The organism is Brevundimonas aurifodinae (assembly GCF_040195595.1).
Lineage (GTDB): Bacteria > Pseudomonadota > Alphaproteobacteria > Caulobacterales > Caulobacteraceae > Brevundimonas > Brevundimonas aurifodinae.
The window spans coordinates 31542-56970 of the sequence record NZ_JBEGDD010000005.1 but is presented as its reverse complement, the minus strand read 5'-3'; the positions used below and the strand labels follow the sequence as shown (position 1 = coordinate 56970).

Sequence of the window (25429 nt, the reverse complement as noted above, 5' to 3'; positions counted from 1 at the left end):
CGCTCGGCACAGGATTGGCAGGGCCGCGAGATCGCTTGATCCTACTGCCTACTGCCTACTGCCTGTTGCCTCGCCTTATCGCCCCGGCCGCGCCGTCATCGCCGAGGCGGGTGCCAGCTGAACGCCCCGCGCCTCCAGGCCGACGGCCCAGCGGGCGGCGGCCTCGACGGTGACGGGGTAGGCGAAGCCGGTGCCCAGCGCCGCGCCGCGCGTCTTGGCGGCGGCCTCCAGAGCATTCAGGCGGCCGATGATGGCGGCGGGGGTCTGGGTCTCATCGACGATGGTGTCGGCGGATGCTCGCGCCCAGGCACCGGGGCGGCGCCGCGCCATGCCGTCGTCGAGGAAAGCCAGGCCGCGCTGGCGCAGGGTGCCGAGGAAGGCGCTCATGCCCGCGTCGGAGGTCACGAAGCGGTCGCCGAGATAGTTGGTCACCCCGAAATAGCCGGTCGCGCGGCCGAGCAGCCAGGTCATCTTGGCCTCGACGTCGTCGGGCGTGGCGTTGGCCAGCAGGGTGTAGGGGCCGGGGTCGTTGTTGGGATAGCCGGTCGGCTCCATCGGGATCTCGATCATCACCTCGTGGCCCTGACGCCGGGCCAGGTCGATCCATCCCTGGAGACCCTCGGCATAGGGCACGAAGGACAGGGTGACCTCGGGCGGCAGCCGCTCGATGGCGGCGCGGGTGGTGACGGCGTTGAGGCCGAGGCCCCCGACGATCAGGGCGACGCGGGGGCGGCCGTTCGGCTGGAACGGTCGGGCATAGGCCTGGGCCGGGACGCGGCCGTCGGTGGCGATGACGGGCAGGGGGCCGTTGGGGCCCGGTTGGCTGAGGCCCGCGATGGGGGCGGCGACCAGAGGCTGGGCCGGGACGACGGGGGCGGCGATGGCCGAGCCGCCGGCGACGGTCGCCCCGTCCGGCAGGGTGATCAGGGCGTCGCCGCCGGCCGCGCCGCTGTCCATCAGGGCCGGATCGGCCAGACCCTGCCAGGCGGCGAACCCGCCCATGGAGAAGGCCTCGAGACCGGTCGGCGCGGGCGCTGCGGCGGGGGCCTCGCGCTTCAGCGCAACGCGGGCAGAGGGCGTCCCGGCGCGGGGATCGCCGAGCACGGTCAGGAACAGTGCGGCGGCGGAGAGCAGCAGCAGGCCGGCGGCACCGACGGCGACCGGAGGCTTCTTCAGCACGGCCAGGATGGCCCTGGAGTCGAGTTTGGGGCCCCGCGAGGCGGGGGGGCTGCCGGCGGCGGCGGCGAGGGCGGACTGGCGCTTGGCGAACATGGACGACGTCGAACGCTCTGAGGACGGCCGCCGGACGGATTCCGGACGGCGCACTTCGAGGCTGAGGATGACGGGCGGCGGTTAAGAAACCCTAACGCGCCGTTAGCCATGACCGGCCTATTCTTCGGTCGTGTCTTCCAGAGCGGCCGTCTCGATCTCGACGGTCGGTTCGGTGACGACGATGCCTTCTGGAGCGGCCGCCAGGCGGGTCAGGTCGCCCTGGGCGCGCAGAACGTCGAGCGCGCGCTGCAGCTGGTAATCGGCGTCTTCGTCGTAGTCCGGGCCGGGGGCTTCGCGCGGGGTGTGGGCACCCCGCCGTTCAGCGCCGATCGAGGCGTCCAGCGCCGTGGCGTAGGCGGCCTCGGAATAGATGAAGCTGGAACGCGAGACGATCCGGCCCTCGGCCTCGGTGCGGGCGACCTCCAGGTCCGGCTCGATGCCGATCTTCTGGATCGAGCGGCCGGACGGGGTGTAGTAGCGCGCGGTGGTGATCGACAGGGCCCCGTCGCGGCCGCCGCCGAGCGGAATGACCGTCTGGACCGAACCCTTGCCGAAGCTGGTCAGGCCGACCAGCGTCGCCCGTTCCTGGTCCTGAAGCGCGCCCGCGACGATCTCGGACGCCGAGGCCGATCCATAGTTGATCAGCACCACGACCGGCAGACCGCCGGTCAGGTCGCCCGGGCGGGCGGCGTAGCGTTCGATCTGGTCCGCGCTGCGACCGCGCTGGCTGACGATCTCGCCGCGTTCGAGGAAGGCGTCGGACACCTCGATGGCCGCGCTGAGCAGGCCGCCGCCGTTGTTGCGCAGGTCCAGGACATAGCCGCGCACGGCGGGGTTCTCGGCCTTGATGCGATCGATCGCCTCGGTCAGTTCGCGGCTGGTGTTCTCGTTGAAGGTCGCCACGCGCAGGTAGCCGAACTCGCCCTCGACCCGGCCCGTGACGCTGTCGACGGTGATGACCTCGCGCACCAGGGTGACTTCCAGCGGCTCCTCGCCATCGCGCAGGAAGGTGACGTTGACGGAAGTACCGATGGCCCCGCGCAGCTTTTCGGACACCTCGGACACCGTCAGGCCCGCCGCGTTCTGGCCGTCGATGGCCGAGATCACGTCGCCCGCCTGGACCCCGGCCTTGGCCGCCGGGCCGTCGTCCATGGGCGAGATGACCTTCACCAGCCCGCCCTCGGTCGTGATGGTCAGGCCGACGCCCGAGTATTCGCCCGAGGTGCGTTCCTGCAGGTCGCCATAGCCGTCGGGGGCCAGATAGTTGGAATGCGGGTCCAGCGCCGTCATCATGCCGGCCAGGGCGGCCTCGATCAGCTTCTTGTTGTCGACGGGGACGACATAGGCCTGTTCGATCACCGCCAGGGTGTCGCCGAACAGCTGCAGCATCCGGAAGGTCTCGTTCCGGGGCGTCTGGCTGGCCACGGCGGCGGCGGACAGTCCCAGGGCCACGGTGGCGGCTCCGGCGATCAGCAGTCTGCGCATTCGGTCTCTTTCAGGCCCCGGTCAGGGGTGGGGAGGGTTTGCGCGAACCTCGCCGTCAATCGTGGCGAGCGCGCGTCCTGCGGATAAAATCAGCGTCATGCGGCGGAGGGAAGCCAATTCCCATGATGCGGGTGAGAGTCGGGGGGTGGGTGAAAGTGACTCTCACTTCTCTCACTCTCCGCATCCGAGGTGGACGCGGTGATTACCCTGCCACGCCGATACGTCAGGATCGGGCGTAGCGCGGCCGACCCTACAGGAATGGGGCCGGATCGACAGGCCGGTCCCCGCGTCGGAGTTCCAGATAGACGTCACCGCCCGCCTCGCCCCGACCGAGCGACTGGCCGTCCGCGATCCTCTGGCCCGGCTCGACGTCCAGCGTGTCCAGCCCGGCGACCACGGCCCGCCAGCCGTCGCCGAGATCGAGGATCACCACCTGGCCCCAGCCGCTGAGCGGACCCGCGTGATCGACGCGGGCGGCGGCCGGGGCGGCGACCGAACCGGCGGGGGCGGACCAGCGCCAGCCCTGCGACCCTTGGCCGAAGCGGGCGATGGGGGCGCCGGCGACCGGCGAGGTCAGGCGGTCGCGACCGGCGGGCAACCGGCTGGCGGGCGCGTCGGTGGGGGCGGCGGCGGCGACCGGGCGGCCGCCCAGGGCCCGGATACGCGCCTCGAGCGCCTCGGCGGCCGTCTCCGCGCGCTCGGCGTCGGCGCGCAACACGGCGACGAGGGCCGTGCGCCGGGCGCTCAACTGCTCGATCTCGGCGCGGCGGTCGCCTTGCGCGCTTTCTGTCGTCATCAGCCGTTCGGACGACAGGACCGCGAGGCGGCGGATGCGGGCCACCTCGGCCTGCCGGGCGACCAGGACGTCGGCGCGACGGCGCAGGTCGGGGGCCATCGCCTTCATCAGGAGGGCGGCGCGCACGGTGTCGATCGCGCGGTCGGCGGGCACCAGAAGCGGCGGTGGGGGCCGGCGGCTCATCAGTTGCAGCGCCGACATCAACCGCATCTGGCCGTCGCGCGCCTGGGCCAGTTCGGCGACGACGGCGGCCTCGCGTCGGCCCAGCGCCCGCAGCCGCTCACGTTGTGCGGCCAGTTCCCGGTCGTCGTCGGCCACGTCGCGGCGGAGCGTCGTCAGTTCGCGGTCGAGGGCTTGGATCTCGCCCTGGGCGGCCTCCGCGTCAGCGCGCAGGCGGCGGGCGCGGATCTGTTCGTCGCGGTAGCGGGCCTGGAGCTGGTCGAGGTCGTCCTGGACCGTCGCCGAGGCCGGCAGGGCGGTCAGCAGGACGAGGGCGAGGACGGCGGCGCGGTTCATCAGTCGCGATGATAGGGTGATCCGGCCAGGATCGTCACCGCGCGATAGACCTGTTCGGCCAGCATGGCCCGGGCCAGGGCGTGGGGCCAGGTCTGGGGTCCGAAGGCGACGGTCGATCCGGCCGCTGCCAGCACCGAGGTGTCCAGCCCGTCGGCCCCGCCGATGGCGAAGGCCAGGCGTCGCTCGCCGCGATCCCTGAGCGTCGCGATATGGTTGGCGAAGGCGCGGCTGGAGTAGGACCGTCCCCGTTCGTCGCAGGCGATCAGATGCGCGCCCTCGGCGGCCGTCAGGATCAGCTCGGCCTCGGGGGCCTTGCCCGGCTTGCGGGGCTCCAGATCGATCAGGTCGCAGGGACCCAGACCCAGCGCGCGCCCGGCGGCGGTGGCGCGCGCGGCATAGTCCGTCGCGAGCGTGGCCTCGGGGCCGCGCCCGGCCTTGCCGATGGCGATGAGGGCGAGTTTCATCTGCGTTCCTTCTCCCCTTGCGGGAGAAGGTGGCCGAGCACAGCGAGGTCGGATGAGGGGTGAAACTCGGTCATCGACCGTGGCGGTGGGCAGCAGCGCGCGTTCGGACCGAAGGTTTCAGCATGGATCGAGCTTAGCCGCCTGATGTCGGAGTTTCACCCCTCATCCGGCCCTGCGGGCCACCTTCTCCCGCAAGGGGAGAAGGACGTTAGAGCCTCAGGCCGCGCCGGCCCCGCGGTGCGCGCTGTCGACGGCCCAGATCTTCTCGATGTTGTAGAAGACGCGGACCTCGGGGCGGAACAGGTGGACGATCACGTCGCCGGCGTCGATCAGCACCCAGTCGCAGTGCGGCAGGCCCTCGACCTTGGCGCGGCCCAGGCCGTTTTCCTTGAGCGTGCGCAGCAAGTGGTCGGCCAGGGCGCCGACATGGCGGTGCGACCGGCCGGAGGCCACGATCATGGTGTCGGCCATCGGGGATTTCCCCTTCAGGTCGATCAGGACGATGTCCTGGGCCTTGTCCTCGTCCAGCTTGGCCAGCACGGCCTGCTCGATCGGCGTCGAGCCGACGGGCAGCGGGGCTTCGCGGCTGAAGGAGGCGTCGTCATCCTCGGGCGGAACATTGCCTTCCGATCCCGTGCCGAACAGCGAATAGTCGGCGGAACCGTCATCCTCGTCGTCGTCGGTCGAGGCAGGCGTGCCGTCTTCGGAATGGACGGGATCGATGGGGTCCATCTCGTTCGCCGTGTTCGAGACGGCGGAGTCTTGCGCATCGTGCGCGGGCGAGGGGGTCAGCGGAGGGCTCCGGGCGGGTTCACTAAAGTGGCTCCTTAGCACGGACGGGGCAAAACGTCACCCGCAGCGTTGGGCGCTATCGCTCGGAGCCGGGTCCCTCGCGGCTTGAGCGCGACGACGCGTCTCTGGCGCGCAGGGCCGTGGAGGAAGACGGGTTCAGGGGGGCGGTCAGATAGGTCCAGGCCGGCGCCTGCATGCGGGGCAGCAGTCGCGCCTCGCCCGCCGAGACCCGGCTGGCGGCGAAGCGCATGGCGGTGGGGGCGGCGCGGCTCTCCAGCAGGGACCCCGGCCGTGCGATGACCGCCACCGGCATCATCCGCATGATGTCGGTCCACCCGCGCCAGCGATGAAAGCTCTCCAGATTGTCGGAGCCCATCAGCCAGACGAAATGCACGCCGGGGTGCCGGGCGCGGATCGCGCGCAGGGTATCGATCGTCCAGTGTGTTCCGGCGCGGGTCTCGAAGTCCGAGACGATCATGCGCGGCCCCAGGGCGACGGCGCGCGCCGAGGCCATGCGGTCCGAGAGCGGCGCGGTCCCGGCGCTGTCCTTGAGCGGGTTCTGAGGCGAGACCAGCCAGACGACCCGGTCGAGGTCCAGCCGTCGCATCGCCGTCTCGGCGACATGGGCGTGACCGTCGTGGGCCGGATTGAACGAGCCGCCGAACAGCCCGACCGCCATTCCGGGCGACAAGGTCAAGCCGTCGCGCAAGGCCCCGGAGCGGGGGCCGATCGCCTGGGGCGCGGGTCCGGCATGGAAGAAGGACAGGTCGGGGCTCGCGGGGCGTCGGGGCTTATGCTCATCGGTGAGCTAACACGCGGCGATGAGAGTGTCTCCCTCCCCGGACCGGGGCGGGTGGTCGACGCGCAGCGGAGACCGCGTGGGGCGGGCAAGGCGATACATCGGCGATCGAAAGCCGCACTGCCTTGCCGCCCCCACCCGGTCGCTTCGCGACCTGCCCTCCCCCGCCGGGGGAGGGAGAGGGTTCACGGTGCCCAGTCTCCAGCAGCGGGCCGTTCCTCGCCCTCGTCGTTGATCTCGCCCCGGGTCTTGCGAACCTCGGCCCAGGCGGCGCGGAGCAGTTCGGGGACCCCTTCGCCGGACACGCCGGAGACCCACAGGGGACGCTTTCCCGAGGCGGCCTCCAGTTCGGCGGACTTCTCGGCGCGGGCTTCGGGTGTCAGGGCGTCGATCTTGTTCAGGGCCAGGATCTCGGTCTTGTCGGCCAGGCCCTCTCCGTACGCGTCGAGCTCGCCCCGGATGATGCGGTAGGCCCCCGCCACATCGTCCTGGGTGCCGTCCACCAGGTGGATCAGCGAGGCCGAGCGCTCGACGTGGCCCAGGAAACGCGTGCCCAGGCCTGCGCCTTCCGACGCACCCTCGATCAGGCCGGGGATGTCAGCGATGACGAACCGCTCGCCAGGCGACAGGTCGACCATGCCCAGGTTGGGGGCCAGGGTGGTGAACGGATAGTCCGCGATCTTGGGCCGCGCTGCGGACGCGGCGGCGAGGAAGGTCGACTTGCCGGCGTTGGGCAGGCCCGCCAGGCCGATGTCGGCGATCAACTTCAGCCGCAACCAGATCCAGCGTTCCTGGCCCTCCTGGCCCGGATTGGCGTGGCGGGGGGCCTGGTTGATCGGCCCCTTGAAGCGGACGTTGCCCCAGCCGCCGTTGCCGCCGCTGAGCAACAGCTCACGCTGGCCGGCCTCGACCATGTCCAGCACGACCGTCTCCTTGTCCTCGTCCAGCACCTGGGTGCCGACGGGCACGCGCAGGACCACGTCCTCGCCCTTGGCCCCGTGCATCTGCCGGCCCTGGCCGTGACCGCCGGTCGCAGCCTTGAAATGCTGCTGGTAGCGATAGTCGATCAGGGTGTTCAGCCCCTCGACCGCCTCGACCCAGACATGGCCGCCGTTGCCGCCGTCGCCGCCGTCGGGCCCGCCGTTCGGGATGAATTTCTCGCGCCGGAACGACACCGAGCCGCCCCCGCCGTTGCCGGAGCGAATGTAGATCTTGGCCTGGTCAAGAAACTTCATGAGGTATTCTTTGTTGCGCTAACGCTCGGCTCGCGGAGCCTCGCTGCTTGAGCGCGGGTGGGGGGCGCTATCGCTCGGAACACGGTCCCTCGCGGCTCGACCGGGGCTTATGAACGAGAAGCGGGGCGAATTACAGGCCGAGCCCTGCGATGGAGCCCGGTCTGCGCTATGGTCGTGATTCGGCATCAACGGGCGGGACGGCATGGCGGAGGCCGACATCGCATTCGCGGCGGCTGCGGGAGCGGCGGGTCTGGCCCTCGCGGTCAGCGCCTGGGCCTTTCGCCTGCGCCGCGAAACGGCGGCGCGGCTGGACGCGGCCCTGGTCTCGCACGAGGCGCTGACCCGTCAGGCCTCGGCCGGGATCAGCGCCGTCGCCGCCTTCGACGAGGTCCGACTGGGGCTGCAGCCGGGCGAGCCTCCCATCCTGTTGGGCTCCGATCCCGCCGTGGCGGCGGCGCGGGCGGTGTTGGCCGGGGATCGCGACGGCACCGACGCCCTGGTCCTGTCCGAAGCCCTTCACACCCGCCACGGCGAGGCGATCGACCGGCTGCTGGCCGAGGGCGCGCCGTTTCGCGCGCGCGATCCCGCCAGCGGCTGGACCGTCGAAGGGCGGACCGACGGCGGCGTCGCCTGGCTGAGGCTGACCGAGCGGTCCGAGGCCGTCGCGTCCCCGGGCGATCCCGGGCTGGGCGCGGGCCTGATCGCCGAGGCCTCGCCCTCGCCGGCCTGGGTGCTGGACGGCGAAGGCGGCCTGGTCTGGGCCAACCGCGCCTGGCTGGCCGAGACCGGCTGCGTGACCCTGGATGAGGCGCGCGAACGCCAGGCCTCCTTCGACCGGGGGGCCGACCAGCTGGCGGCCGAGGCCGGGCGGATCGGCACGCGCCAGGAGGGTTTCCGCTGGACGCCCGGCGAAGGCCGCCGACGCGCCTGGAAGATCATGGCCGAGCCGATCGCCGGCGCAGGCGGCCCGGTGCTGGTCTTCGCGCTCGACATGACCGAGGCCGAGGAGACGCGTGACACCCTGCGCCGCCACGTCGAGGCCCATGACGAGACGCTCAACCACCTCGCCGACGCGGTCGCCATCTTCGGGCCGTCGCGTCGGCTGGCCTTCCACAACACCGCCTTTCAGGCCCTGTTCGGTCTGGACGCCGCCTGGCTGGACGAGCGCCCGACCCACGCCGAGCTGCTGGACCGCCTGCGTCAGCGCCGCATGCTGCCCGAGGTGGTCGATTACGCAAGTTGGAAGACGCGCGAGCTGGACTTCTATGGGGCGGCCGAGGCGGCCCCGGACGAGAGCTGGTCCCTGCCGGACGGGCGGACCTTGCGCGTCGTGCGCCAGCCCCACCCCCTGGGCGGGGTGCTGCTGCTGTTTTCGGACATCACCGGCGAGCTGAACCTGCGCAGCCGGTTCAATGCCCAGCTACAGGTCCAGACAGCGACGCTGGACAAGCTGAACGACGCCGTCGCCGTGTTCGGCTCGGATGGAAGGCTGCGTCTGCACAACGAGGCGTTCGAGAGCTTCTGGAACCTGTCGGCCGAGACGCTCAGGGACGCCGGTGACTTCGACGCCGTGGCCGAGCTGTGCAAGGCCGCCCTGCCGGACGCGGCCCTGTGGCTGGGGCTGAAGGCGCGGGTGGCCGACCCCGATCCCGAAAGCCGCGTGGCGGTCTCCGGCGAGGGACGGACCCTGGATGGCCGCACGGCCGCCTGGCAGACCCGGCCTCTGCCGGACGGAGCAACCCTGGTCGCGTTCTCCGATGTGACGGCACGGCGCGAGCTGGAGCAGGCCCTGGCCCAGCGCGAGGCGGCCCTGAAGGAAAGCCAGGCCCTGAAGCGCGAGTTCGTCGGCTCGGTCAGCTACGAGCTCCGCACGCCCCTGACGACCATCGTCGGCTATTCCGAGCTGCTGGAGACCCTGGGCGACCTGCCGGAACGCAGCCGCCAGCACGCCGGAGCCATCCGGATCGCGGCGGGACAGCTGGCCGCCTCGATCGACGATGTGCTGGACATGGCCCAGATCGACGCCGGCGAAATGGAGCTGTCGCTGGGCGACGTGCGGATCAAGGACCTGTTCGCCGAGGCGGCAGGACGGCATCTGGGCCGCATCGAGGGCCGGGGCGCGAGCTTCCGCGCCGAGGTGCCCGCCGACCTGCCGATCCTGCGCGGCGACGCGCGGCGACTGGGCCAGGCGGTCGATCACCTGCTGGACAACGCCGCCCGGTCGATCTCCGAAGGCGGCGTCGTCACCCTGAAGGCCGAGGCCAACGCCTCGGAGATCCGCATTCGGGTCGAGGACACCGGTCGGGGCATCCCCTATCACCTGCAGGCCCATGTGTTCGACCGCTTCGTCAAGCGCGAGCGCGGCGGGCCGGGCGTCGGCCTGGCCCTGGTCAAGGCGCTGGTCGAGCTGCACGGCGGCTGGGCCGAGGTCGAGAGCGAACCGGGCAAGGGCGCGGCCTTCATCCTGCACCTGCCGCTGGAGGCCGACGGCGTGGCGGCGGCACCGGAGCTGGCGCTGGGTTAGGCAGGAGGCAGTAGGTTTGAGCGGTGTCGGCCCACCCACTTACCTCCCGACCCTTTACTGCCTACTGCCTACTGCCTACTGCCTTCCTTATGGCCGACCTCCTCAAGACCGCCCTGATCTACGACTTCGACGGCACGCTGGCGCGCGGCAACATGCAGGAGGTGACCTTCATCCCCTCGGTCGGCATGGGCGTGGGCGACTTCTGGGGCGAGGCGGACCGGCTGACCAAGTCGGCCGATGGCGACAACATCCTGATGTATATGCAGCTGATGCTGCAGCGGGCTCGCGAGAACGGGCGGCCGGTGACCAGGACCTTGCTCAAGGAACACGGCGAGGACGTCAAACTGTTCGACGGGCTGAAGTCCGACCTGACCGGCAAGGGCTGGTTCGAGCGGATCGACAGGGTCGGCCGCAAGTATGGGCTGGAGATCGAGCATTACATCATCTCGGCGGGGCTGGAGGAGATGATCGACGGCTGTCCCATCCGCCCGGCCTTCCGGCACGTCTTCGCGTCCAAGTTCGCCTATGACGACCACGGGGTGGCGATCTGGCCGGCGGTGGGCGTGAACTATACCACCAAGACCCAGTATCTGTTCCGCATCAACAAGGGCGTCCTGAACCACTGGGACCACGAGCGGATCAACAAGTTCGTGCCCGACGACGAACGCGCCGTGCCGTTCGAGCGGATGATCTTCCTGGGCGACGGCGACACCGATGTGCCGACCATGAAGATGATGCACACCAAGGGCGGCTTCTCGATCGCGGTCTATGATCCCAGGAACTCGGAACGCGACCAGGAGAAGATCTACGGCCTGATCTCGGAGGACCGCGTCAATTTCGTCGCCGCCGCCGACTATCGCGAGGGCCAGCCGCTGGACCTGATCGTCAAGGGCCTGCTGGGCCGGATCGCCATCAACGCCGGGACGATGGCGGCGGTGTGAGGCCTCAGCCGGTCGCGGCGTCGGCGTCTTTCTGAGGCGCTTTCGCCTTCTGATCGTCACCCGTGTTGACGACCGGGTCTCCGCCGGCAGGCGGCTGTGAAGCCGCCGCCTTTTGCCCCTGCGCCGCCAGGCTCTGATTGATGTCGGCCTGATCCGGGTCGACGTCCGAGCCGGAGGCGGAGCCGCCTCGCAGCGATCCCGCCCGGGTGTCCGAACCCATGTCGCTACCGCTCAGGGCGGCCTTCAGGGCGTCGCCGGCCTTGGCCGGATCAAGGCGGTCGCGAGCCTCGGCGGACGGCAGGTCATTGGTGGGTCGATCGGCGTCGGTCATGCGAGGGCTCCTGTGGAAACGGAAGGTCGCGGGGGAGCCGTCGGTTCCGCGCGAGGAAAGGGGCCGCGATCGCTCGCGGCCCCGGCTTGCTCGTGTCGCTATCGCTCGCCGCGCGGCGGCTTGCTGCTTGAGCGCGGGTCAGGCCGCCTCGAACAGCTTGTTCCACCGGCGCTTGTCGCGGTTCTTCCAGGCACCCCGGTGATAGGCGTCGGAGCCGATCAGCGGGACGACGGTCGTGGCCTCGGCGAACACCATCTGTTCGTGCGTCGTCTGGACCTTGCCCCAGGAGGCGGCCTCTTTCAGCGTCGAGGAGGAGCAGGCGCCGTCGCGGACGTCGGCGACCGTGATCTGCACCGCGTATTTGTGCATCTCGGCCTCGATGCCGAGGATCTCGGCGCAGACCACCGTGTCCTGGGCGAAGTTCTTGGGCACGCCGCCGCCGACCATGAACAGGCCGGTGACGCCCGCCGCGATCTTGATGTCGGTCAGTTCGCGGAAGTCGGCGACCGCGTCGATCATCAGATAGGGCTTCTTCTCGGCCATCCGCTCCTTCTGGTGCTTGACCAGACCGAAGCCGGCGGACGAGTCGACGAAGGCCGGGCAGAAGATCGGCACGCCCTCTTCATAGGCGGTCTGGATCAGCGAACCGGGCTTCCTGGCGTTGCCCTCGCTCAGCCATTTGCCCATTTCCCAGATGAACTCGCGGCTGGAATAGCCGCGCGGTTCCAGCCGGTTGCAGATCTCCAGGATGGTGTGGTCGCAGGCCTGGAGCTCTTCCTCGTCGATATAGGTGTCGTAGATGCGGTCGATGTAATTCTCGCGCAGGACGTTGTCGTCGACCTGACCGGCCGCCTGATAGTGTTTGAAGCCTAGGGCCTCGAAGAAATCCATGTCGACGATGGAGGCGCCGGTGGCGACCACGGCGTCGATCATGCCGAACTTCACCATGTCGCGGTACACATGCATGCAGCCGCCGGCCGAGGTCGAACCGGCCAGGATCAGCCAGGGCGAGCAGGCGGTGTCTTCCAGCGCCATGTTGAAGATGTCGGCCGCCCGGGCGGTGTCGCGCGAGGAGAAGCTCATCTTGCGCATGCTGTCGATGATCGGACGCGCGTCGAAGCTGGTGATGTCGATGTGCTCCACGACGTTCTGGAGCAGCTGGGCCTTCTGGTTGGTCTGAACGGGAGCGTTCATTGCAAGGGTTTCCCTTTGGTTTGAGCGCCCGTCGTCAAAAACATCAGCGGCCCGGACGGAGCGACGGGCCGCTGCGGTAGTCGTGGTGGTCGTCTAGTCCAAAAGCGTGACGGAGTTCAGACCGTTTCGACGAGAACAGGCGGCTGGGCCGCCTTCCTCGCCGCGTTTTCCTCGTTCTTCACCCGGATCCAGCCGGGGATCAGAAAGGCGTCGACGATCCACCAGATCGTCATGGGGACCCCCAGATAGGGTCCGAGCAGGCTGGTCATGATCCAGGTCACGAACCCCGCCGCTGCCATGCCCAGCGCCGATTTCCAGCGCCCGACATACAAGCGGTGGCCGCCGGCCCAGCCCAGGAACAGCCAGAGCGCATAGCCGATGACCAGGGTCCGGTTTCCGTCCCAGGGTTTGGAATAGGCCGGGTCGGACTCCATGAACTCGCGATGCCGCTGATCGTGCATCATCTGCGCGTGACCGGGCGCGTTCGATCCGTGATCGATGCTGGGCCCCGGATCGTGCGAGCCGTGCGCGTCGGACATCAAGAACCTCCCAAGCTTGGCCGTTCGAGAAGCCGTGACACCCGCGCGCGCGGTTCACAAGCCTTCGTTATCTGACCTCAGCGGCGACTCTTCCGGCGCTGGCCCGCCTTGCCCTTGGGGCGCGACAGGCGGACGACCTTCCTGGCCTGCTCTTCCGCCGTGGTGCGCACGGTCGGGATGGAGCGGGGTGCCAGACCGTACAGCGAGGCCATCGGGGCGTCCTCGACCGCGGCGATGTCGTGTTCGCCATAGCCGTTGAAGCCCGTCGACATGGCCACGCCATAGGCGCCCAGCATGCCGATCTCGATGAAGTCGCCCTCGCGGATGTCGGCCGGCAGCCAGAACGGACCCGGCATATGGTCGATCGAATCGCAGGTCGGTCCATAGAACTGGAACGGCTTGAGATCTTCCGAGGCCTGGCCGTCCCGGACCAGCTTGGTCGGGAAGGGCCAGCGCGAGTGGGTCGCGTCGAATAGCGAGCCATAGGACCCGTCGTTCAGATACAGGGCGTCGCCCTTTCTCAGGTCCACGCGCGCCAGGATCGAGGACGACTCGGCCACCAGCGCCCGGCCGGGCTCGCACCACAACTCGGTGGTTTCCGACACGGGCATCTCGTTGAAGCCGCGATGGATGGCGTCGGCGTATTCGCTCATGTCCGGCGGAACCATGCCCGGATAGACCGAGGGGAAGCCGCCGCCCACGTCGACGATGTCGACAAAGACGCCCGCCTTCTTGATGGCGCGACCGACCTGGGCCATCGCCGCCTCATAGGCCGAGGGGCGCATGCACTGGGACCCGACGTGGAAGCAGACGCCCATCAGCCCGTCCCTGACCGCCCGGCGCGTGGCCAGGAGCAGGGCCGGGGCCTGATCGGTCGAGACACCGAACTTGCCGGACAGGGAATAGGCCGCGCCGTCCGCCGAGACCGCCATGCGGACCAGCAGGTTCAGATCGTCCGCGCCGCCGGTGGCGTCGAGGATCTTCTGCAGCTCGTCCTCGCAGTCGAGCGAGAAGGTGCGCACGCCGTGATCGAAATAGGCGCGCGTGATCGCCGAGCGGCTCTTGACCGGGTGCATGAAGGCCAGGCGCGCGTCGGCGCTGACCGAGCGGACCAGCTCGATCTCGGCCAGAGATGCGACGTCGAACCCGGTGACGCCCGCGTCAACGAGGGTCTGGATGACCCATGCGGACGGGTTTGCCTTCACGGCATAGAAGACGTCAGCCTTTAGATTGTCCTGGAACCAGCGCGCCGCTACGGAAACCGAACGCGGCCGCACGAGTGCGACGGGACGTTCAGGGGACCGCTCGCGGACCAGGTCCAGGGGAAATGTGTACGTGCGCAATTCACGTAAACCCCTGTTATTGTTAAACCCAGCCGGCGTTAGCAGCGCAAACGTTAGACCTACGGGGTCCGCCGGAAGCGGCCATATGGGGTCACGCGACTGTCATGTAAAGCGGTTTTTTTGCGGCGAGGCCCTGTGGGCAATCTTCTGATCCGACGACGGAAGGTCTGTGATTTCAACGTCGCGAAGTGCATGCGTCCGATTCTGGCGTATCGGGCTGGTCAGGTACGACGATGATGAACGCGACCGCCCTCGGTGAGATTGAATTTTATCTATTCAGGCCGTTCGAGGTCGCTGGCCAGCGGCACTTTCTGCAGCCCGAGCTTCGCGCCAAACTGGCCTCCGGGTCCTGGGCGCGTCGCCACGCACTGTTGGCCGCTATCGACCATCGCGCCGACATCAGTATCGACGCTCAGGCGATCGCTGAGGATTTCATCAACCTGCGTTTCTCACCGTTCATGAAGAAGTGGTGCGGGCGCAGTCCGGTCGGCTCCTACTCGGCCTTCGCGCGTTTGGGCGAACGATCAGCCGACGGACCGGGCGACTATGTCGCCGTACTCGATGTGTTGGCCGACGGTGGACCGGGCAGATTTCTTGCGCAGGATTGGAACATCGAGTTCGCCCACTTCAGGCAACGCCGCCTGTTGCCGGTCTGGTTGCGAGGGATGGCGACGCCCTACCCGGATATGCTGCCTGAAGGGTTTGCCGCCATGATCGGCGAACTGGCGGAAGATGCGGTCACCCACGGTCGCCGCACGAAGCAGCAACTTTGTCACGATGTTCCCCACATCCATCACGCGAACTCGCACATTAAGGCGTGGGCTGGACTAGTCAGCGAGTTCCCGAAGCCGCCATGGCTCGGCAGTGATCGTCTGCGTCCGATCCTCGACGAGCCTGGGCTTCGTAGAGAAAGTCGACGCTTCTACAACTGTGTCCACAGGCGCACGGATGACTACGAAAGCGGGGCGCGAACGCTGTTCGTCTGGGACGGGCCGCCGCCGGTGATGGTGTCGGTGATGTTTTTGGGCGGTCGCCCCTTTGTCCGCGAAATGTCGGGCCTGCGAAATGCACAGGTTGATCCGCTCATCGCCCGAGAAATCTTTGAGGAGATCAAGAATGGCGGCAGCCGCTAACCCGAGATTTTCGCCCTGGCACCCCTCAGGGGACCCCCGGATCGATCGCGTTCGCCTGCTGGTCGTCGGCGAGAGCCACTACGAGGAGCCTCCCCAGTGGCTCGACGATGGGCGGGTTTTGCCGTCTGACTACACCGTCAAGATTATCGAAGAATGGGGGCTAACGCCCGAAAAACGCCATCCGTTTTTTGCTGGCATCTTCGAGTGCCTCACCGGCGATGAGTGGGTGAATGAACCGGCACGCTTGGCTGATTTCTGGCAGAATCTGCTGTTTTACAACTATGTTCAGAGGCTTGTTAAAGGCGGTGCGAGAAACGCCCCCAGCGCGACTGATTGGGCGTTCTCACATCCTCGCTTTCGTCCGGCGCTTGAAATGTTGAAGCCTGAGGCCATCCTTATACTTGGCCGACGTCTCTGGCGAAACATGGACGATGAAGATGCGATGCTGCTGGAATCCTCAGACCCACTCCAGACGGTGGTCGGATACCGTCTCGCCGACGGTCGCATGATCCCAGCCTTGCATATCCGACACCCGTCTAGCGCTGGCTTTAGCGGGGTGAAACTCAGTGCCGAAGTACGAGCGTTCCTCGCATCGACCCGATTACCACACTGATCTGCCGCCAGTTCACCGCGCTTTACGCCCCGCGCTCCCGCATGGCATTAAGACTTGCCGGAACGCGGTCCTCGCGGCATTCGGCGCCGGGTCTTCAGCCGCCGTCAGCGAGTTCATGAGTTCATCCGCCGCAGCAACCGCCGCGCCCGGCCCGCTGGCGACCAGTCTGGTCCTGGCGCGGGACGTGTCCAAGACCTTCGGGGCCCGAAAGGCGCTGGACGGCGTCTCCGTGTCCGTCGCCGCCGGAGAGATGGTCGCCCTGATCGGCCCCTCGGGATCGGGCAAGTCCACCCTGCTGCGGTCCATCACGGGGCTTCAGTCCATCGACGGCGGGAAGGGCACGATCAGCGTGTTCGGCCAGACCGTGCAGAAGGACGGCCGCGTGACGGGCGCGCGGGCGGCCCGCCGCCGGCTGGGCATGATCTTCCAGCAGTTCAACCTGGTCGGACGGCTCAGCCTGTTCTCCAACGTCATGCTGGGGGCCCTGGGGCGTCTTCCGGGCTGGCGCGGGATGCTCGGGGCCTGGCCCTCGGCGGACAAGAGCCGCGCCATGCAGGCCCTGCACCGGGTCGGGGTGTCGGACTACGCGGCCCAACGCGCCAACACCCTGTCGGGCGGGCAGCAGCAGCGGGGGGCCATCGCCCGGGCCCTGGTCCAGGGCGCCGAGGGCATCCTGGCGGACGAGCCGGTGGCCTCGCTGGACCCGGTCTCGGCGCGCAAGGTCATGGAACTGCTGGTCGAGCTGAACAAGCGCGACGGCCTGGGCGTGATCGTGACCCTGCACCAGGTCGATTACGCCATCCGCTATTGCGACCGGGTGATCGCGCTCAAGGCCGGCAAGGTCGTTTACGACGGGCCCTCGACCGGTCTGGATACGAAGCAGCTGATCGACATCTACGGTCCCGAGTTCGAGGACGCGTTCTGGGAAGCCAAGGCATGACCTTCACCCGCATCACTCGTCGGTTCGGCATGGTCGCCGCCGCGTCCGCACTCCTGGCCCTGTCGGCCTGCGGCGACGGTGACGACACCCCAACGACCGGCGCGCCCGAGACCCTGACCTTCTCCATCCTGTCGGCCGAGGGTCAGGCCTCGGCGGGGCCGCTGTGGGAGCCGCTGCTGGCCGACATGGAAGAGGCGATCGGCATTCCGGTCGAACCCTTCTTCGGCTCGAACTACACCGTCCTGGTCGAGGCCATGCGCGGCAACCAGACCCAGGTCGCGTGGTTCTCGGCCAAGCCAGCGGTCGAGGCCATCGACCGCGCCGACGCCGAGGTGATCGCCCGCACCGTCAACCGCGAAGGCCAGGACAGCTATCGCTCGACCCTGATCGTCAAGACGGGCTCGGGCATCACTCTGGACCGGGTCCTGGCGTGCGGCGGCCAGCTGGACTTCGGCATCGGCGACGCCCAGTCGACATCGGGGACGCTCGCCCCCATGGCCTTCCTGTTCAATCCGCGCGGGATCGATCCCAGCCAGTGCTTCAAGACCGTGCGGGCCGCCAATCACCAGGCCAACGCCTTCGCCGTGGCCACCGGCGTGGTCGATGTGGCGACGTCGAATACCGTGAACACGGTCTTCCTTGTGCGCCAGAACCCCGCCGTCGCCGAGCAGATCACCGAGATCTGGCAGTCCCCGCCCATTCCTGAATCCGGTATCCTGCTTCGCAGCGACCTGGACCCCGCGACCAAGGAGAAGATCCGCAGCTTCTTCCTCACCTACGGACAGGGCGAGGGCGTCGAGGCCGAGCGCCAGCGTCAGGTGCTGGCAGGGCTGGAGTACTCCCAGTTCCGCGCCGCCGACGACAGCTACCTGAATCCGATCCGCGAGCTGGTCGCCGACCAGAAGCTGTCGGAGGCCCGTGCCGCCAACGACACCGCCGGCATCGAGGCGGCCCAGGCCGAGCTGGAGCGTCTGCGGGCGCTGCGTGAGGTCCAGCCTTGACCGACGGCGCGCTTCCCGCCGGCACCATCCCCAGGCCGCCTGCGAAGTCCTTCGGGGCCTGGGCGCTGGACGTCCTGATCTGGGGCGGGGTGGGTGTCCTGCTGGTCTACAGCATCGGCGACGTCGACCTCGGCAATCTCTCGCGGCTGTTCTCCAACTCGGAGAACACGCGGACCTTCGCCGCCGAACTGGCCAAGCCGGACTTCACCGACTGGCGTCTGTTCGTCGAGAAGATGTGGGAGACGGTCCAGATCGCCCTGTGGGGCACCTTCATCGCCGTGTTCGCCGCCGTGCCCATGGGGCTGGCGGCCGCCCGCAACGTGGCCCCGGGCTGGCTTGTGTTTCCGGTCCGGCTTGTGATGAACCTGCTACGGTCCATCCCCGACCTGGTCATCGGCCTGTTGTTCGTGGTGGCCGTGGGTCTGGGTCCTCTGCCGGGGGTCCTGGCCATCGCGCTCAACACCGCCGGCGTCCTGGCCAAGCTGTTCTCCGAGGCCGTCGAGTCGATCGACAAGGGTCCGGTCGAGGGGGTGCGGGCCACGGGCGGATCGTCCCTGCACGAGATCGTCTGGGGCGTCGTGCCCCAGGTCGCCCCGCTGTGGACCTCGTTCGCCCTCTACCGCTTCGAATCCAACAGCCGCTCGGCCACGGTGCTGGGCCTGATCGGGGCCGGCGGCATCGGTCAGGTGCTGTTCGACCGGATGAACGCCTTCGACTTCCGCGACGTGTCCGCCGTCGTCATCGTCGTGGTCGTGGCCGTGACGATGATCGACATGCTGTCACAGGCCATGCGCAAACGTCTGCTTTAAGCGTCGTCCAAACGTCGTCCGGATACCGCCTTTCATGTCTTCGACCCTGCCTCGCCGGCTGTTCGTCGCCGTCAGCGCCGCCACCGCCCTGACCCTCGCCGCGTGCGGACAGGGCGGGCAGCAGAGGAACGGCATCTGGGCCGCCGGGTCCTCGACCGTGTTTCCCTTCGCCACCCGGGTGGCCGAGAATTTCGGCCGCAACAATCCCGAGGGCGCGCCGCCGCGGGTCGAGTCGCTCGGCACCGGCGGCGGCATCCAGGCCTTCTGCCAGGGCCTGGGACCGACCACGCCGGACATCGCCAACGCCTCGCGACGGATGAAGGGGTCCGAGTTCGATCTGTGCGCCCAGAACGGCGTCACCGACATCATCGAGATCAAGATCGGTTACGACGGCCTGGCCGTCGCCACGGCGCGGTCCGGGGCCGACTTCGACATCCGGGGAAGCGACCTCTATCTGGCCCTGGCCAAGGAGGTACCGGGTCCGGACGGCGAGCTGATCGCCAACCCCTACCGCACCTGGGATCAGGTCCGGCCCGGCCTGCCGAACCAGCGCATCCAGGTCTATGGCCCGCCGCCGACGTCGGGCACGCGCGACAGCTGGTCGGAACTGGCGATGCTGACCTCGGCCGAGGCCCTGCCAGCCCTGGCGTCGCTCGCCGAAAGCGATCCGGACCGGTTCGAAGCCGTGGCCCAGACCCTGCGCGAGGACGGCGCCTGGGTCGATTCGGGCGAGAACGACAACGCCATCGTCCAGACCCTGACGCGGACGCCCGGCTCTGTCGGCGTGTTCGGCTATTCCTTCCTGGAAGAGAATTTCGGTCAGGTGAAGCCGGCCACGGTCAACGGCGTCCTGCCAACGCTGGAGACGATCGCGTCTGGCGAATACCCGATCTCGCGCTCGATGTTCATCTATGTGAAGCGCGCCCATATCGGCGTGACGCCGGGGCTGCAGGACTTCCTGATCGAGTTCACGTCCGAGGCGGCCGTGGGCCGGGGCGGCTATCTGCAGGATCGCGGCATGGTGCCACTGCCGGGGCCGGAACGGGAGGGGCAGCGCGCCGTCGCCGCCAACCTGACCCTGATGACGCGGCCGCCGGAATAGTCAGCGCGGACTGCGCGCCAGCGCCCGACCCACATCTTCCAGCCGCCACAGCGACAGATAGTGGTCGCCATGGATCGGCGGCGGCAAATCATAGGGCGGGGCGGCCAGATCGAGCTCGCGCGACGCGCCCGGGGCCAGCATCTCCAGCTCCAGGTTCTCGTAGCCCGTGTTGGAGGTGATCAAGAGCCACGTCGAGCCCGACGCGACCATGTTCTTCAGGGCCGCGCGCACGTCCCGCTCATAGAGATGGTTCACCAGGTCCTTGCACAGGATCAGGTCGGCGCGCGGCGGCACCTCGGCGACCACGTCCAGCACCGCGAAGGCCCGCCCCGGATGGGTCCGCCAGTTCCGCGCGATCAAGGGCTCGACGATGTCATAGCCGACGTAGGCGACCTCGGGGTGGGCGGACAGGACATCGCCCATCCAGTGGAAATCGCCACAGGGAATGTCTGCGATCGAGCGCACGCCCAGTTCCGGGATGAACCGGTGCAGCAGCCGCGCCGTATGTTCAACCGACCCGGAGCCATGATCCGAACCCGGCCCGGACACGGATTCGCCCGTGGCCCAGCGCCGCGTCTCGAACACCCGGGTGAACCGCTCGCGATTGGTCGGATGACTCTCGCCATAGGGCCGCTTTTCCAGGCGTTTGGGCCAGCCGAAACCGAGCACCATGGGTGCCTCAGGCCGCCGCCCGGCGACGCAGCCGGGTGATGCGACGCAGCCGCCGCCAGAAGCGGCCGCGCTGGGGCTCCGGATAGGGCTCCAGGTTCTGCACGAACTGCTCGGCCGAGGCGCGCCAGCTGAAGGTCTCCGCATAGGCACGGGTGGTGGACCGGTCGCACTCCAGCGCCTTCAGGCAGGCGACCTTCAGGTCGTCGTCAATGGCGCCGGCGTTCGAGCCGGGGATCAGGTCGATGGGCCCATGGGCGGGATAGGCGGCGACGGGCGTGCCGGTCGCCATCGCCTCCAGGATCACCAGGCCGAAGGTGTCGGTCCAGGACGGGAAGACGAAGACATCGGCATCGCGGAAGCATCGGGCCAACTCCTCGCCGAAACGGGCGCCCAGGAACTTGGCCGCCGGATAGCGGGCCTCCAGGTCGGCGCGCGCCGGGCCGTCGCCGACCACGATCTTGGTCCCCGGCAGATCGGTCTCCAGGAAGGCCTCGATGTTCTTCTCGACCGCGACCCGGCCGACGTTCAGCCAGAAGGGACGCGGCCAGTCCTTTCCAGGGTCGTTGGGGCCGCCCATCTGGTCGAAGATGCGCTCCAGATCCGGACGGAACAGCTCGGTGTCCACACCGCGCGACCACGGCGAGATGTTCTTGAAGCCGTGCTCTTCCAGCTCGGCCTTCAGTGTCGGCGTGGCGACCATCAGCCGGCCCGACGGCTTGTGGAACCACTTCATATAGGCGTAGCCGACCTGCACCGGGACGGGGAAGCGGGCGGAGATATATTCAGGGAATTTCGTATGATAGCTGGTCGTGAAGGGCAGCTTCCACTCCACGCAGATGCGCCGGGTGGCGATGCCGATGGGCCCCTCCGTGGCGATGTGGACGGCCTCGGGCTCGATCGCGCGCAGGCGCTCGCGGATCTCTTCCTCGGCCCCGAGCGCCAGCTTGATCTCGGGATAGGTCGGTGCCGGGATGGTCTTGAACTGGCTGGGTTCGATGACCTCGACCTCGTGGCCCATGGCGCGGCATTCGGCGACCGTCCGCGTCAGGGTGCGGACGACGCCGTTGACCTGGGGCTCCCAGGCGTCGGTGGCCAGAACGATGCGCATGGGGGCGGGCGGCTCTCACCTCGGAAGCGGGCTGCGACTACTAGCGTCATCGCAGCCGCCTGGCGAGATGGCGTGTGTTTCAACCTTGAAATCCGACTGCAACCTTGCGTCGGCATCCGAGGCGTTTTCAAGGAAGAGTCCCGATGACCTCACGCATCCTGATGCTCCTGGCGTCCGCCGCCGTCCTGGGCCTGCCGGTCTCGGTCCACGCGAGCGACCTTCCGACCGCCTGCACAGCCCCGTTGGGCGAGCGCCCCGCGCTGTCGGGCATAGACGTCGAGGCGCTCCCCGCCCAGCCTGGCGACCTGCCGGTGCTCAAGGTGACGGCCCAGGCCACCGGCGCATGGATGAAAGTCCATTATGACGCAGGGTCCGAAGCGGCGGCCTGGAGCCGCGCCGTCTGTCTGGGCGCCCAGATCGAAGAGTTGACGCGAGACCTGGGCGACGTGCGCCGTGACGCGGAATGGTTCTCGGTGGTCTTCACCCAGGACCCGGCCTACGTCCCGCTGCGCGGCCCCGGGGTGAAGGCGCGCTGGTCGATCCAGGTCGGGGCCGACGGCAACCTGCCGGAGCTATCGCAGCATCTGGTCCGCGCGGTGATGCCGCACGAGCAGGTGCACGACTATCAGCGGCGGGCCGAAGCGAGACTGCCGCGCTGGTTCGCCGAAGGCCACGCGACCTGGGTCGGATTGCGTGTGACCGGGGCCATCGACGCAGGTGTGGCCCATAGCGAGAGGGAAAAACTCGCGACGGCACGCGCCGAGGCGACCGCCCCGCTCAACCTCGCCGCATGGGGCTCGGTCCGCCCGCGCCGCGAGGCCATCATGCGGCAGGTCTCGGCGGAGGACCGGGCCAAGATGCAGGCCGATCCGAGTTTCCACCCCGGGGGCACCTTCCGCTTCACCAGCGCGGACTTCGAGGGCGACGAGTCGAACATGCCGGCCCGTTACGGCGCTGCCCTGGCCGTTTTCGACGGGCTGGAAGCGCGCCATGGCGCGGAGGCGGTTCGTGCCTGGGTCACCGAGGTCACCGCCCAGACGGGCCTGGTCAGTCCCGAGAGTATGGCCGCCTCGGTTCGAGAGCATTTCGGCGAGGCGATGGAGGATCTCCTTCGCGACCCCTGATCGTTGGCCGTCAGCGGGGCCAGCCGCCGGCACGGCTGAGGGCGCTGGGGGTCGGTCGGCCGATGCGCTCGCCGATCCAGCGGGCCGTGTCGATCAGGGCGTCCAGGTCATAGCCGGTCGAAAAGCCCGCGCGCTCCAGCATATAGACCAGGTCCTCGGTCGCGACGTTTCCTGTGGCTCCCGGCGCGAAGGGGCAACCGCCGATGCCGCCGACCGAGGCGTCCAGCACATCGATCCCCGCCTGGACCGCCGCATAGGCGTTGGCGACGCCGGTGTTCCTCGTATCGTGAAAATGCAGCCGCAGGGTCGTATCGGGCGCGGCGGCACGGGCCGCCTCGATCTTCTTGTTAACGCCCCAGGGATCGCCGACGCCGATGGTGTCGGCCAGGCCGATCTCCCTCACGCCCAGCCGGGCCAGTTCGCCGACCACCGCCGTGACCTGATCGACCGAGACCTCGCCGTCGAAGGGGCAGCCCCAGACGCAGGACAGGGTGGCCGACAGGGACGGCACGGGCGTATCGGCGCCGACCGAGTTGGCGCGACCCGCGACGATGGCCTCGAGCATGGCCAGCTGGTCCCGGGTCGACAGGCCCTGGTTCTTCAGGCCGAAGCCGTCGGTGACCGACAGGGACACATTGACCTCGTCGACGCCCGTGCCGAGCGCCCGGTCATAGCCCTTGCCGTTCAGAACGAGACCGATGCGGCTGCGGCCCTCGGTGGACGGCAGGTCGGCCATGACCTCTTCCGCTCCGGCCATCTGGGGCACGAGGCGCGGATGGACGAAGCTGACCGCCTCGATCCGTCGCGCCCCGGCGGCCTCCAGCCGCAGCACCAGTTCGGCCCGGATGGCGGGATCCAGGACGGCCTTCTCATTCTGCAGGCCGTCGCGGGGGCCGACCTCGACGATCTGGATGGGCCGGCTCACTCGGTGTCGTTCCGTACGGCTTCCCGCGCCGCGCGGGCCTCGGGCGGGGCATAGAGCGTCAGACGGACATCGTCGCCCGAGGAGTAGTTGTGGCCGGTCACCACGGCGACGGCCGTGCCCGGCACGCCCGTCTGGACCGTGGCCGCGCGGAAGGCCTCGGCGTCGCCTGCCTCGACGATCACCGGGCGACCTTCCGCCAGGGCGCGGGCGGCACCGGTCGCGTCCGTCAGCTGGGTCGTGCGGCCGGTCAGGAAGACGAAGCTCGGCTCGTGGAAGGTGGTGATGGCGACAGGCCCGGGCGTCAGGCCCTGGCGCGGGTGAAGTCCATTCTGCTCGAGGGCCACTTCCAGGCGGGGCGCGATGGCCAGCGGACGCAACTGGCGGATCGTTCCCGCGAGGCCGGCGTGGGCGACGACCCCGAAGACGAGGGCGATCAGGACGCCGGTGATCGCCGCCCGGTTGACCAGCAGGAACCCGCCGATCAGTGCCGCCATGGCCGCGCAGACGACGGTGATGGTCGCCCAGGTCTGGGCCGTCGAGGTGCCGAAGACCGTCAGTCCATAGACGGTGATGCCGCTGACCACCACGGCGGCGAACATCGCCAGGGCCGCGCCGGACCAGCGCGAGATTCGGCCAATGGGCTGGGTCAGGGCCGCCGCCATTAGCAGGGTGATCGCCCCGAACGTCGGCAGGGTATAGTGCCACAGCTTGGTCGGGGCGATCTCGAACACCAGCCAGGCCGGTACCAGCCAGCACACCAGAAACCGGATCGCCGGCTCGGCGCGCCGGCTCCAGCCCGTGGACAGGGCGGCGGGCAGCATGAGAGTCGCGGGAAACAGCAGCAGCGGACTGAGCAGAAGATACATGCCGGGGATGCCGCCATGGCTTTCCTGGGCCCCGGCCAGCTTGGGGGCCAGGTCGCCGCCGATGGCCTCGCGCCAGAAGCCGCCGTCGGTGGCGATGGTGATGGCGATGGCCCAGGGCCCGACGATCAACGCCAGCAGCGGCAGGCCCCATCCCCAGCCCAGCCGCTTCAGCCAGACCCAGCGCCGGTCCCACAGGCTGAGCAGGATCACGGCCGGGACCACGACCAGAAGGCCGATGGGACCCTTGATCAGGATGGACAGGCCCAGACCCAGCCAGATCATCAGCTTCCAGGGCCGATGGGCGGGATCGCCCTTGATCAGGGCGCCGGCGCGGGACGCCATATAGAGCCGCCCCAGTCCGGCCATGGCCAGGGTGACCGAACCGCACAGCATGGCGTCGGTCTTGGCGATCCCGGCCTCGGACGACAGCAGGAAGGTCGCGCCCAGCAGGGCCCCGCCCAGGAACCCCGCTCGCGCCCCGAACAGGGCCGACCCCAGCCACGCCGCCGACCACGCCGCCAGCATGGCTCCCAGCAGGGAGGGGATGCGGTAGGGAGCGATGTCGCGGCTCTCCACGCTGGAGGTCAGGCCCACGGCCACCGCCTGCATCCAGTAGATTCCGATCGGCTTCTTCCAGCGCGGATCCTCCTGGAAGCGGATGTCGACATAGTCGCCGCTCTCCAGCATCTGGCTGGTCGCCTGGGCATAGCGGCTCTCGTCGCGGTCGAGCGGCGGCAGCAGCAGCATGGACGGCAGTCCCGCCATGAGGGCGACCAGCGCGGCCAACAGGGGTCCGCGCCAGCCGGCGATGTAACGATCCAGGTCGGGGCGCGTCATGAGGCCTTGCTAGCACGAGGATGAACGGGCCGTCAGCGGTCTGAGCGACCCCATGGCAACCGGCCCGC

The 25429-nt window shown here is 68.9% G+C and carries 24 protein-coding genes; 9 read left to right on the top strand and 15 right to left on the bottom strand.

Annotated elements, in window-relative coordinates:
• Positions 1-75: 75 nt before the first annotated feature.
• From ABN401_RS07245 to obgE, 7 genes are all read right to left on the bottom strand, one after another.
• On the bottom strand, positions 76-1272 hold the full coding sequence (locus tag ABN401_RS07245; RefSeq protein WP_349684168.1) for a divergent polysaccharide deacetylase family protein: 1197 nt from the start codon (positions 1270-1272) through the stop codon (positions 76-78).
• 117 nt (positions 1273-1389) lie between these two features.
• The gene (locus ABN401_RS07240; RefSeq protein ID WP_349684167.1) at positions 1390-2757 is read right to left on the bottom strand and encodes a S41 family peptidase; all 1368 of its coding nucleotides are present in this window, start codon (positions 2755-2757) and stop codon (positions 1390-1392) included.
• A gap of 250 nt (positions 2758-3007) precedes the next feature.
• The gene (locus ABN401_RS07235) at positions 3008-4069 is read right to left on the bottom strand and encodes a murein hydrolase activator EnvC family protein (RefSeq protein ID WP_349684166.1); all 1062 of its coding nucleotides are present in this window, start codon (positions 4067-4069) and stop codon (positions 3008-3010) included.
• Positions 4069-4533, bottom strand: a complete 465-nt coding sequence (rlmH, locus tag ABN401_RS07230; protein ID WP_349684165.1) for a 23S rRNA (pseudouridine(1915)-N(3))-methyltransferase RlmH — start codon at positions 4531-4533, stop codon at positions 4069-4071. Before rlmH ends, ABN401_RS07235 begins: the two co-directional genes overlap by 1 nt.
• A gap of 216 nt (positions 4534-4749) precedes the next feature.
• On the bottom strand, positions 4750-5265 hold the full coding sequence (gene rsfS, locus ABN401_RS07220) for a ribosome silencing factor (RefSeq protein WP_349684164.1): 516 nt from the start codon (positions 5263-5265) through the stop codon (positions 4750-4752).
• 136 nt (positions 5266-5401) lie between these two features.
• A complete protein-coding gene (locus ABN401_RS07215; protein WP_349684163.1) occupies positions 5402-6022 on the bottom strand; it encodes a nicotinate-nucleotide adenylyltransferase in 621 nt (206 codons plus the stop codon).
• A gap of 287 nt (positions 6023-6309) precedes the next feature.
• Positions 6310-7359, bottom strand: a complete 1050-nt coding sequence (gene obgE / locus ABN401_RS07210) for a GTPase ObgE (protein WP_349684162.1) — start codon at positions 7357-7359, stop codon at positions 6310-6312.
• A 202-nt stretch (positions 7360-7561) separates the two neighbouring features.
• On the opposite strand from obgE, the gene ABN401_RS07205 reads away from it, so the two are divergent.
• Together ABN401_RS07205 and ABN401_RS07200 are read left to right on the top strand one after the other, a co-directional pair.
• Positions 7562-9883, top strand: a complete 2322-nt coding sequence (locus ABN401_RS07205; protein WP_349684161.1) for a PAS domain-containing sensor histidine kinase — start codon at positions 7562-7564, stop codon at positions 9881-9883.
• A gap of 89 nt (positions 9884-9972) precedes the next feature.
• The gene (locus ABN401_RS07200) at positions 9973-10824 is read left to right on the top strand and encodes an HAD family hydrolase (protein ID WP_349684160.1); all 852 of its coding nucleotides are present in this window, start codon (positions 9973-9975) and stop codon (positions 10822-10824) included.
• Positions 10825-10828: 4 nt separating this feature from the next.
• On the opposite strand, the gene ABN401_RS07195 is transcribed toward ABN401_RS07200, so the two are convergent.
• From ABN401_RS07195 to ABN401_RS07180, 4 genes are all read right to left on the bottom strand, one after another.
• Positions 10829-11155, bottom strand: a complete 327-nt coding sequence (locus tag ABN401_RS07195) for a ribonuclease (RefSeq protein WP_349684159.1) — start codon at positions 11153-11155, stop codon at positions 10829-10831.
• Positions 11156-11293: 138 nt separating this feature from the next.
• Positions 11294-12349 carry a 1,9-bis(guanidino)-5-aza-nonane synthase gene (locus ABN401_RS07190; RefSeq protein ID WP_349684158.1) on the bottom strand — a complete coding sequence of 352 codons (1056 nt, stop codon included), beginning with the start codon at positions 12347-12349 and terminating at the stop codon, positions 11294-11296.
• Positions 12350-12465: 116 nt separating this feature from the next.
• The gene (locus ABN401_RS07185) at positions 12466-12888 is read right to left on the bottom strand and encodes a TM2 domain-containing protein (RefSeq protein ID WP_349684157.1); all 423 of its coding nucleotides are present in this window, start codon (positions 12886-12888) and stop codon (positions 12466-12468) included.
• A gap of 77 nt (positions 12889-12965) precedes the next feature.
• On the bottom strand, positions 12966-14231 hold the full coding sequence (locus ABN401_RS07180) for a type III PLP-dependent enzyme (protein ID WP_349684156.1): 1266 nt from the start codon (positions 14229-14231) through the stop codon (positions 12966-12968).
• A 236-nt stretch (positions 14232-14467) separates the two neighbouring features.
• Between ABN401_RS07180 and ABN401_RS07175 the strand changes: the two genes are divergently transcribed.
• The 6 genes from ABN401_RS07175 to ABN401_RS07150 all read left to right on the top strand — a co-directional run bounded on the left by ABN401_RS07175 (position 14468) and on the right by ABN401_RS07150 (position 19829).
• Positions 14468-15364 (top strand): hypothetical protein, encoded by an 897-nt coding sequence (locus ABN401_RS07175; protein WP_349684155.1) that lies wholly within the window; start codon positions 14468-14470, stop codon positions 15362-15364.
• Complete coding sequence (locus ABN401_RS07170) at positions 15348-15977, top strand: hypothetical protein (RefSeq protein WP_349684154.1); 630 nt, start codon at positions 15348-15350, stop codon at positions 15975-15977. The genes ABN401_RS07175 and ABN401_RS07170 overlap by 17 nt, the downstream gene beginning before the upstream one ends.
• 115 nt (positions 15978-16092) lie before the next feature.
• The gene (gene phnC, locus ABN401_RS07165; RefSeq protein WP_349684153.1) at positions 16093-16917 is read left to right on the top strand and encodes a phosphonate ABC transporter ATP-binding protein; all 825 of its coding nucleotides are present in this window, start codon (positions 16093-16095) and stop codon (positions 16915-16917) included.
• Positions 16914-17918, top strand: coding sequence for a phosphate/phosphite/phosphonate ABC transporter substrate-binding protein (phnD, locus tag ABN401_RS07160; protein WP_349684152.1), 1005 nt, complete (start codon positions 16914-16916; stop codon positions 17916-17918). Before phnC ends, phnD begins: the two co-directional genes overlap by 4 nt.
• Positions 17915-18727 carry a phosphonate ABC transporter, permease protein PhnE gene (phnE, locus tag ABN401_RS07155; RefSeq protein ID WP_349684151.1) on the top strand — a complete coding sequence of 271 codons (813 nt, stop codon included), beginning with the start codon at positions 17915-17917 and terminating at the stop codon, positions 18725-18727. The genes phnD and phnE overlap by 4 nt, the downstream gene beginning before the upstream one ends.
• A gap of 34 nt (positions 18728-18761) precedes the next feature.
• Complete coding sequence (locus tag ABN401_RS07150; protein ID WP_349684150.1) at positions 18762-19829, top strand: substrate-binding domain-containing protein; 1068 nt, start codon at positions 18762-18764, stop codon at positions 19827-19829.
• Here the strand turns inward: ABN401_RS07150 and ABN401_RS07145 are convergent, their stop codons facing one another.
• Together ABN401_RS07145 and ABN401_RS07140 are read right to left on the bottom strand one after the other, a co-directional pair.
• A complete protein-coding gene (locus ABN401_RS07145) occupies positions 19830-20501 on the bottom strand; it encodes a class I SAM-dependent methyltransferase (RefSeq protein WP_349684149.1) in 672 nt (223 codons plus the stop codon).
• Positions 20502-20508: 7 nt separating this feature from the next.
• Positions 20509-21609, bottom strand: coding sequence for a glycosyltransferase family 4 protein (locus ABN401_RS07140; protein WP_349684148.1), 1101 nt, complete (start codon positions 21607-21609; stop codon positions 20509-20511).
• A gap of 143 nt (positions 21610-21752) precedes the next feature.
• Here ABN401_RS07140 and ABN401_RS07135 point away from each other — a divergent pair, with 143 nt between their 5' ends.
• The gene (locus ABN401_RS07135; RefSeq protein WP_349684147.1) at positions 21753-22733 is read left to right on the top strand and encodes a hypothetical protein; all 981 of its coding nucleotides are present in this window, start codon (positions 21753-21755) and stop codon (positions 22731-22733) included.
• A 10-nt stretch (positions 22734-22743) separates the two neighbouring features.
• Here ABN401_RS07135 and ABN401_RS07130 read toward each other — a convergent pair whose 3' ends face one another.
• Together ABN401_RS07130 and ABN401_RS07125 are read right to left on the bottom strand one after the other, a co-directional pair.
• A complete protein-coding gene (locus ABN401_RS07130) occupies positions 22744-23658 on the bottom strand; it encodes a hydroxymethylglutaryl-CoA lyase (protein ID WP_349684146.1) in 915 nt (304 codons plus the stop codon).
• Positions 23655-25361, bottom strand: coding sequence for an ArnT family glycosyltransferase (locus ABN401_RS07125; protein ID WP_349684145.1), 1707 nt, complete (start codon positions 25359-25361; stop codon positions 23655-23657). The genes ABN401_RS07130 and ABN401_RS07125 overlap by 4 nt, the downstream gene beginning before the upstream one ends.
• Positions 25362-25429 lie beyond the last annotated feature (68 nt).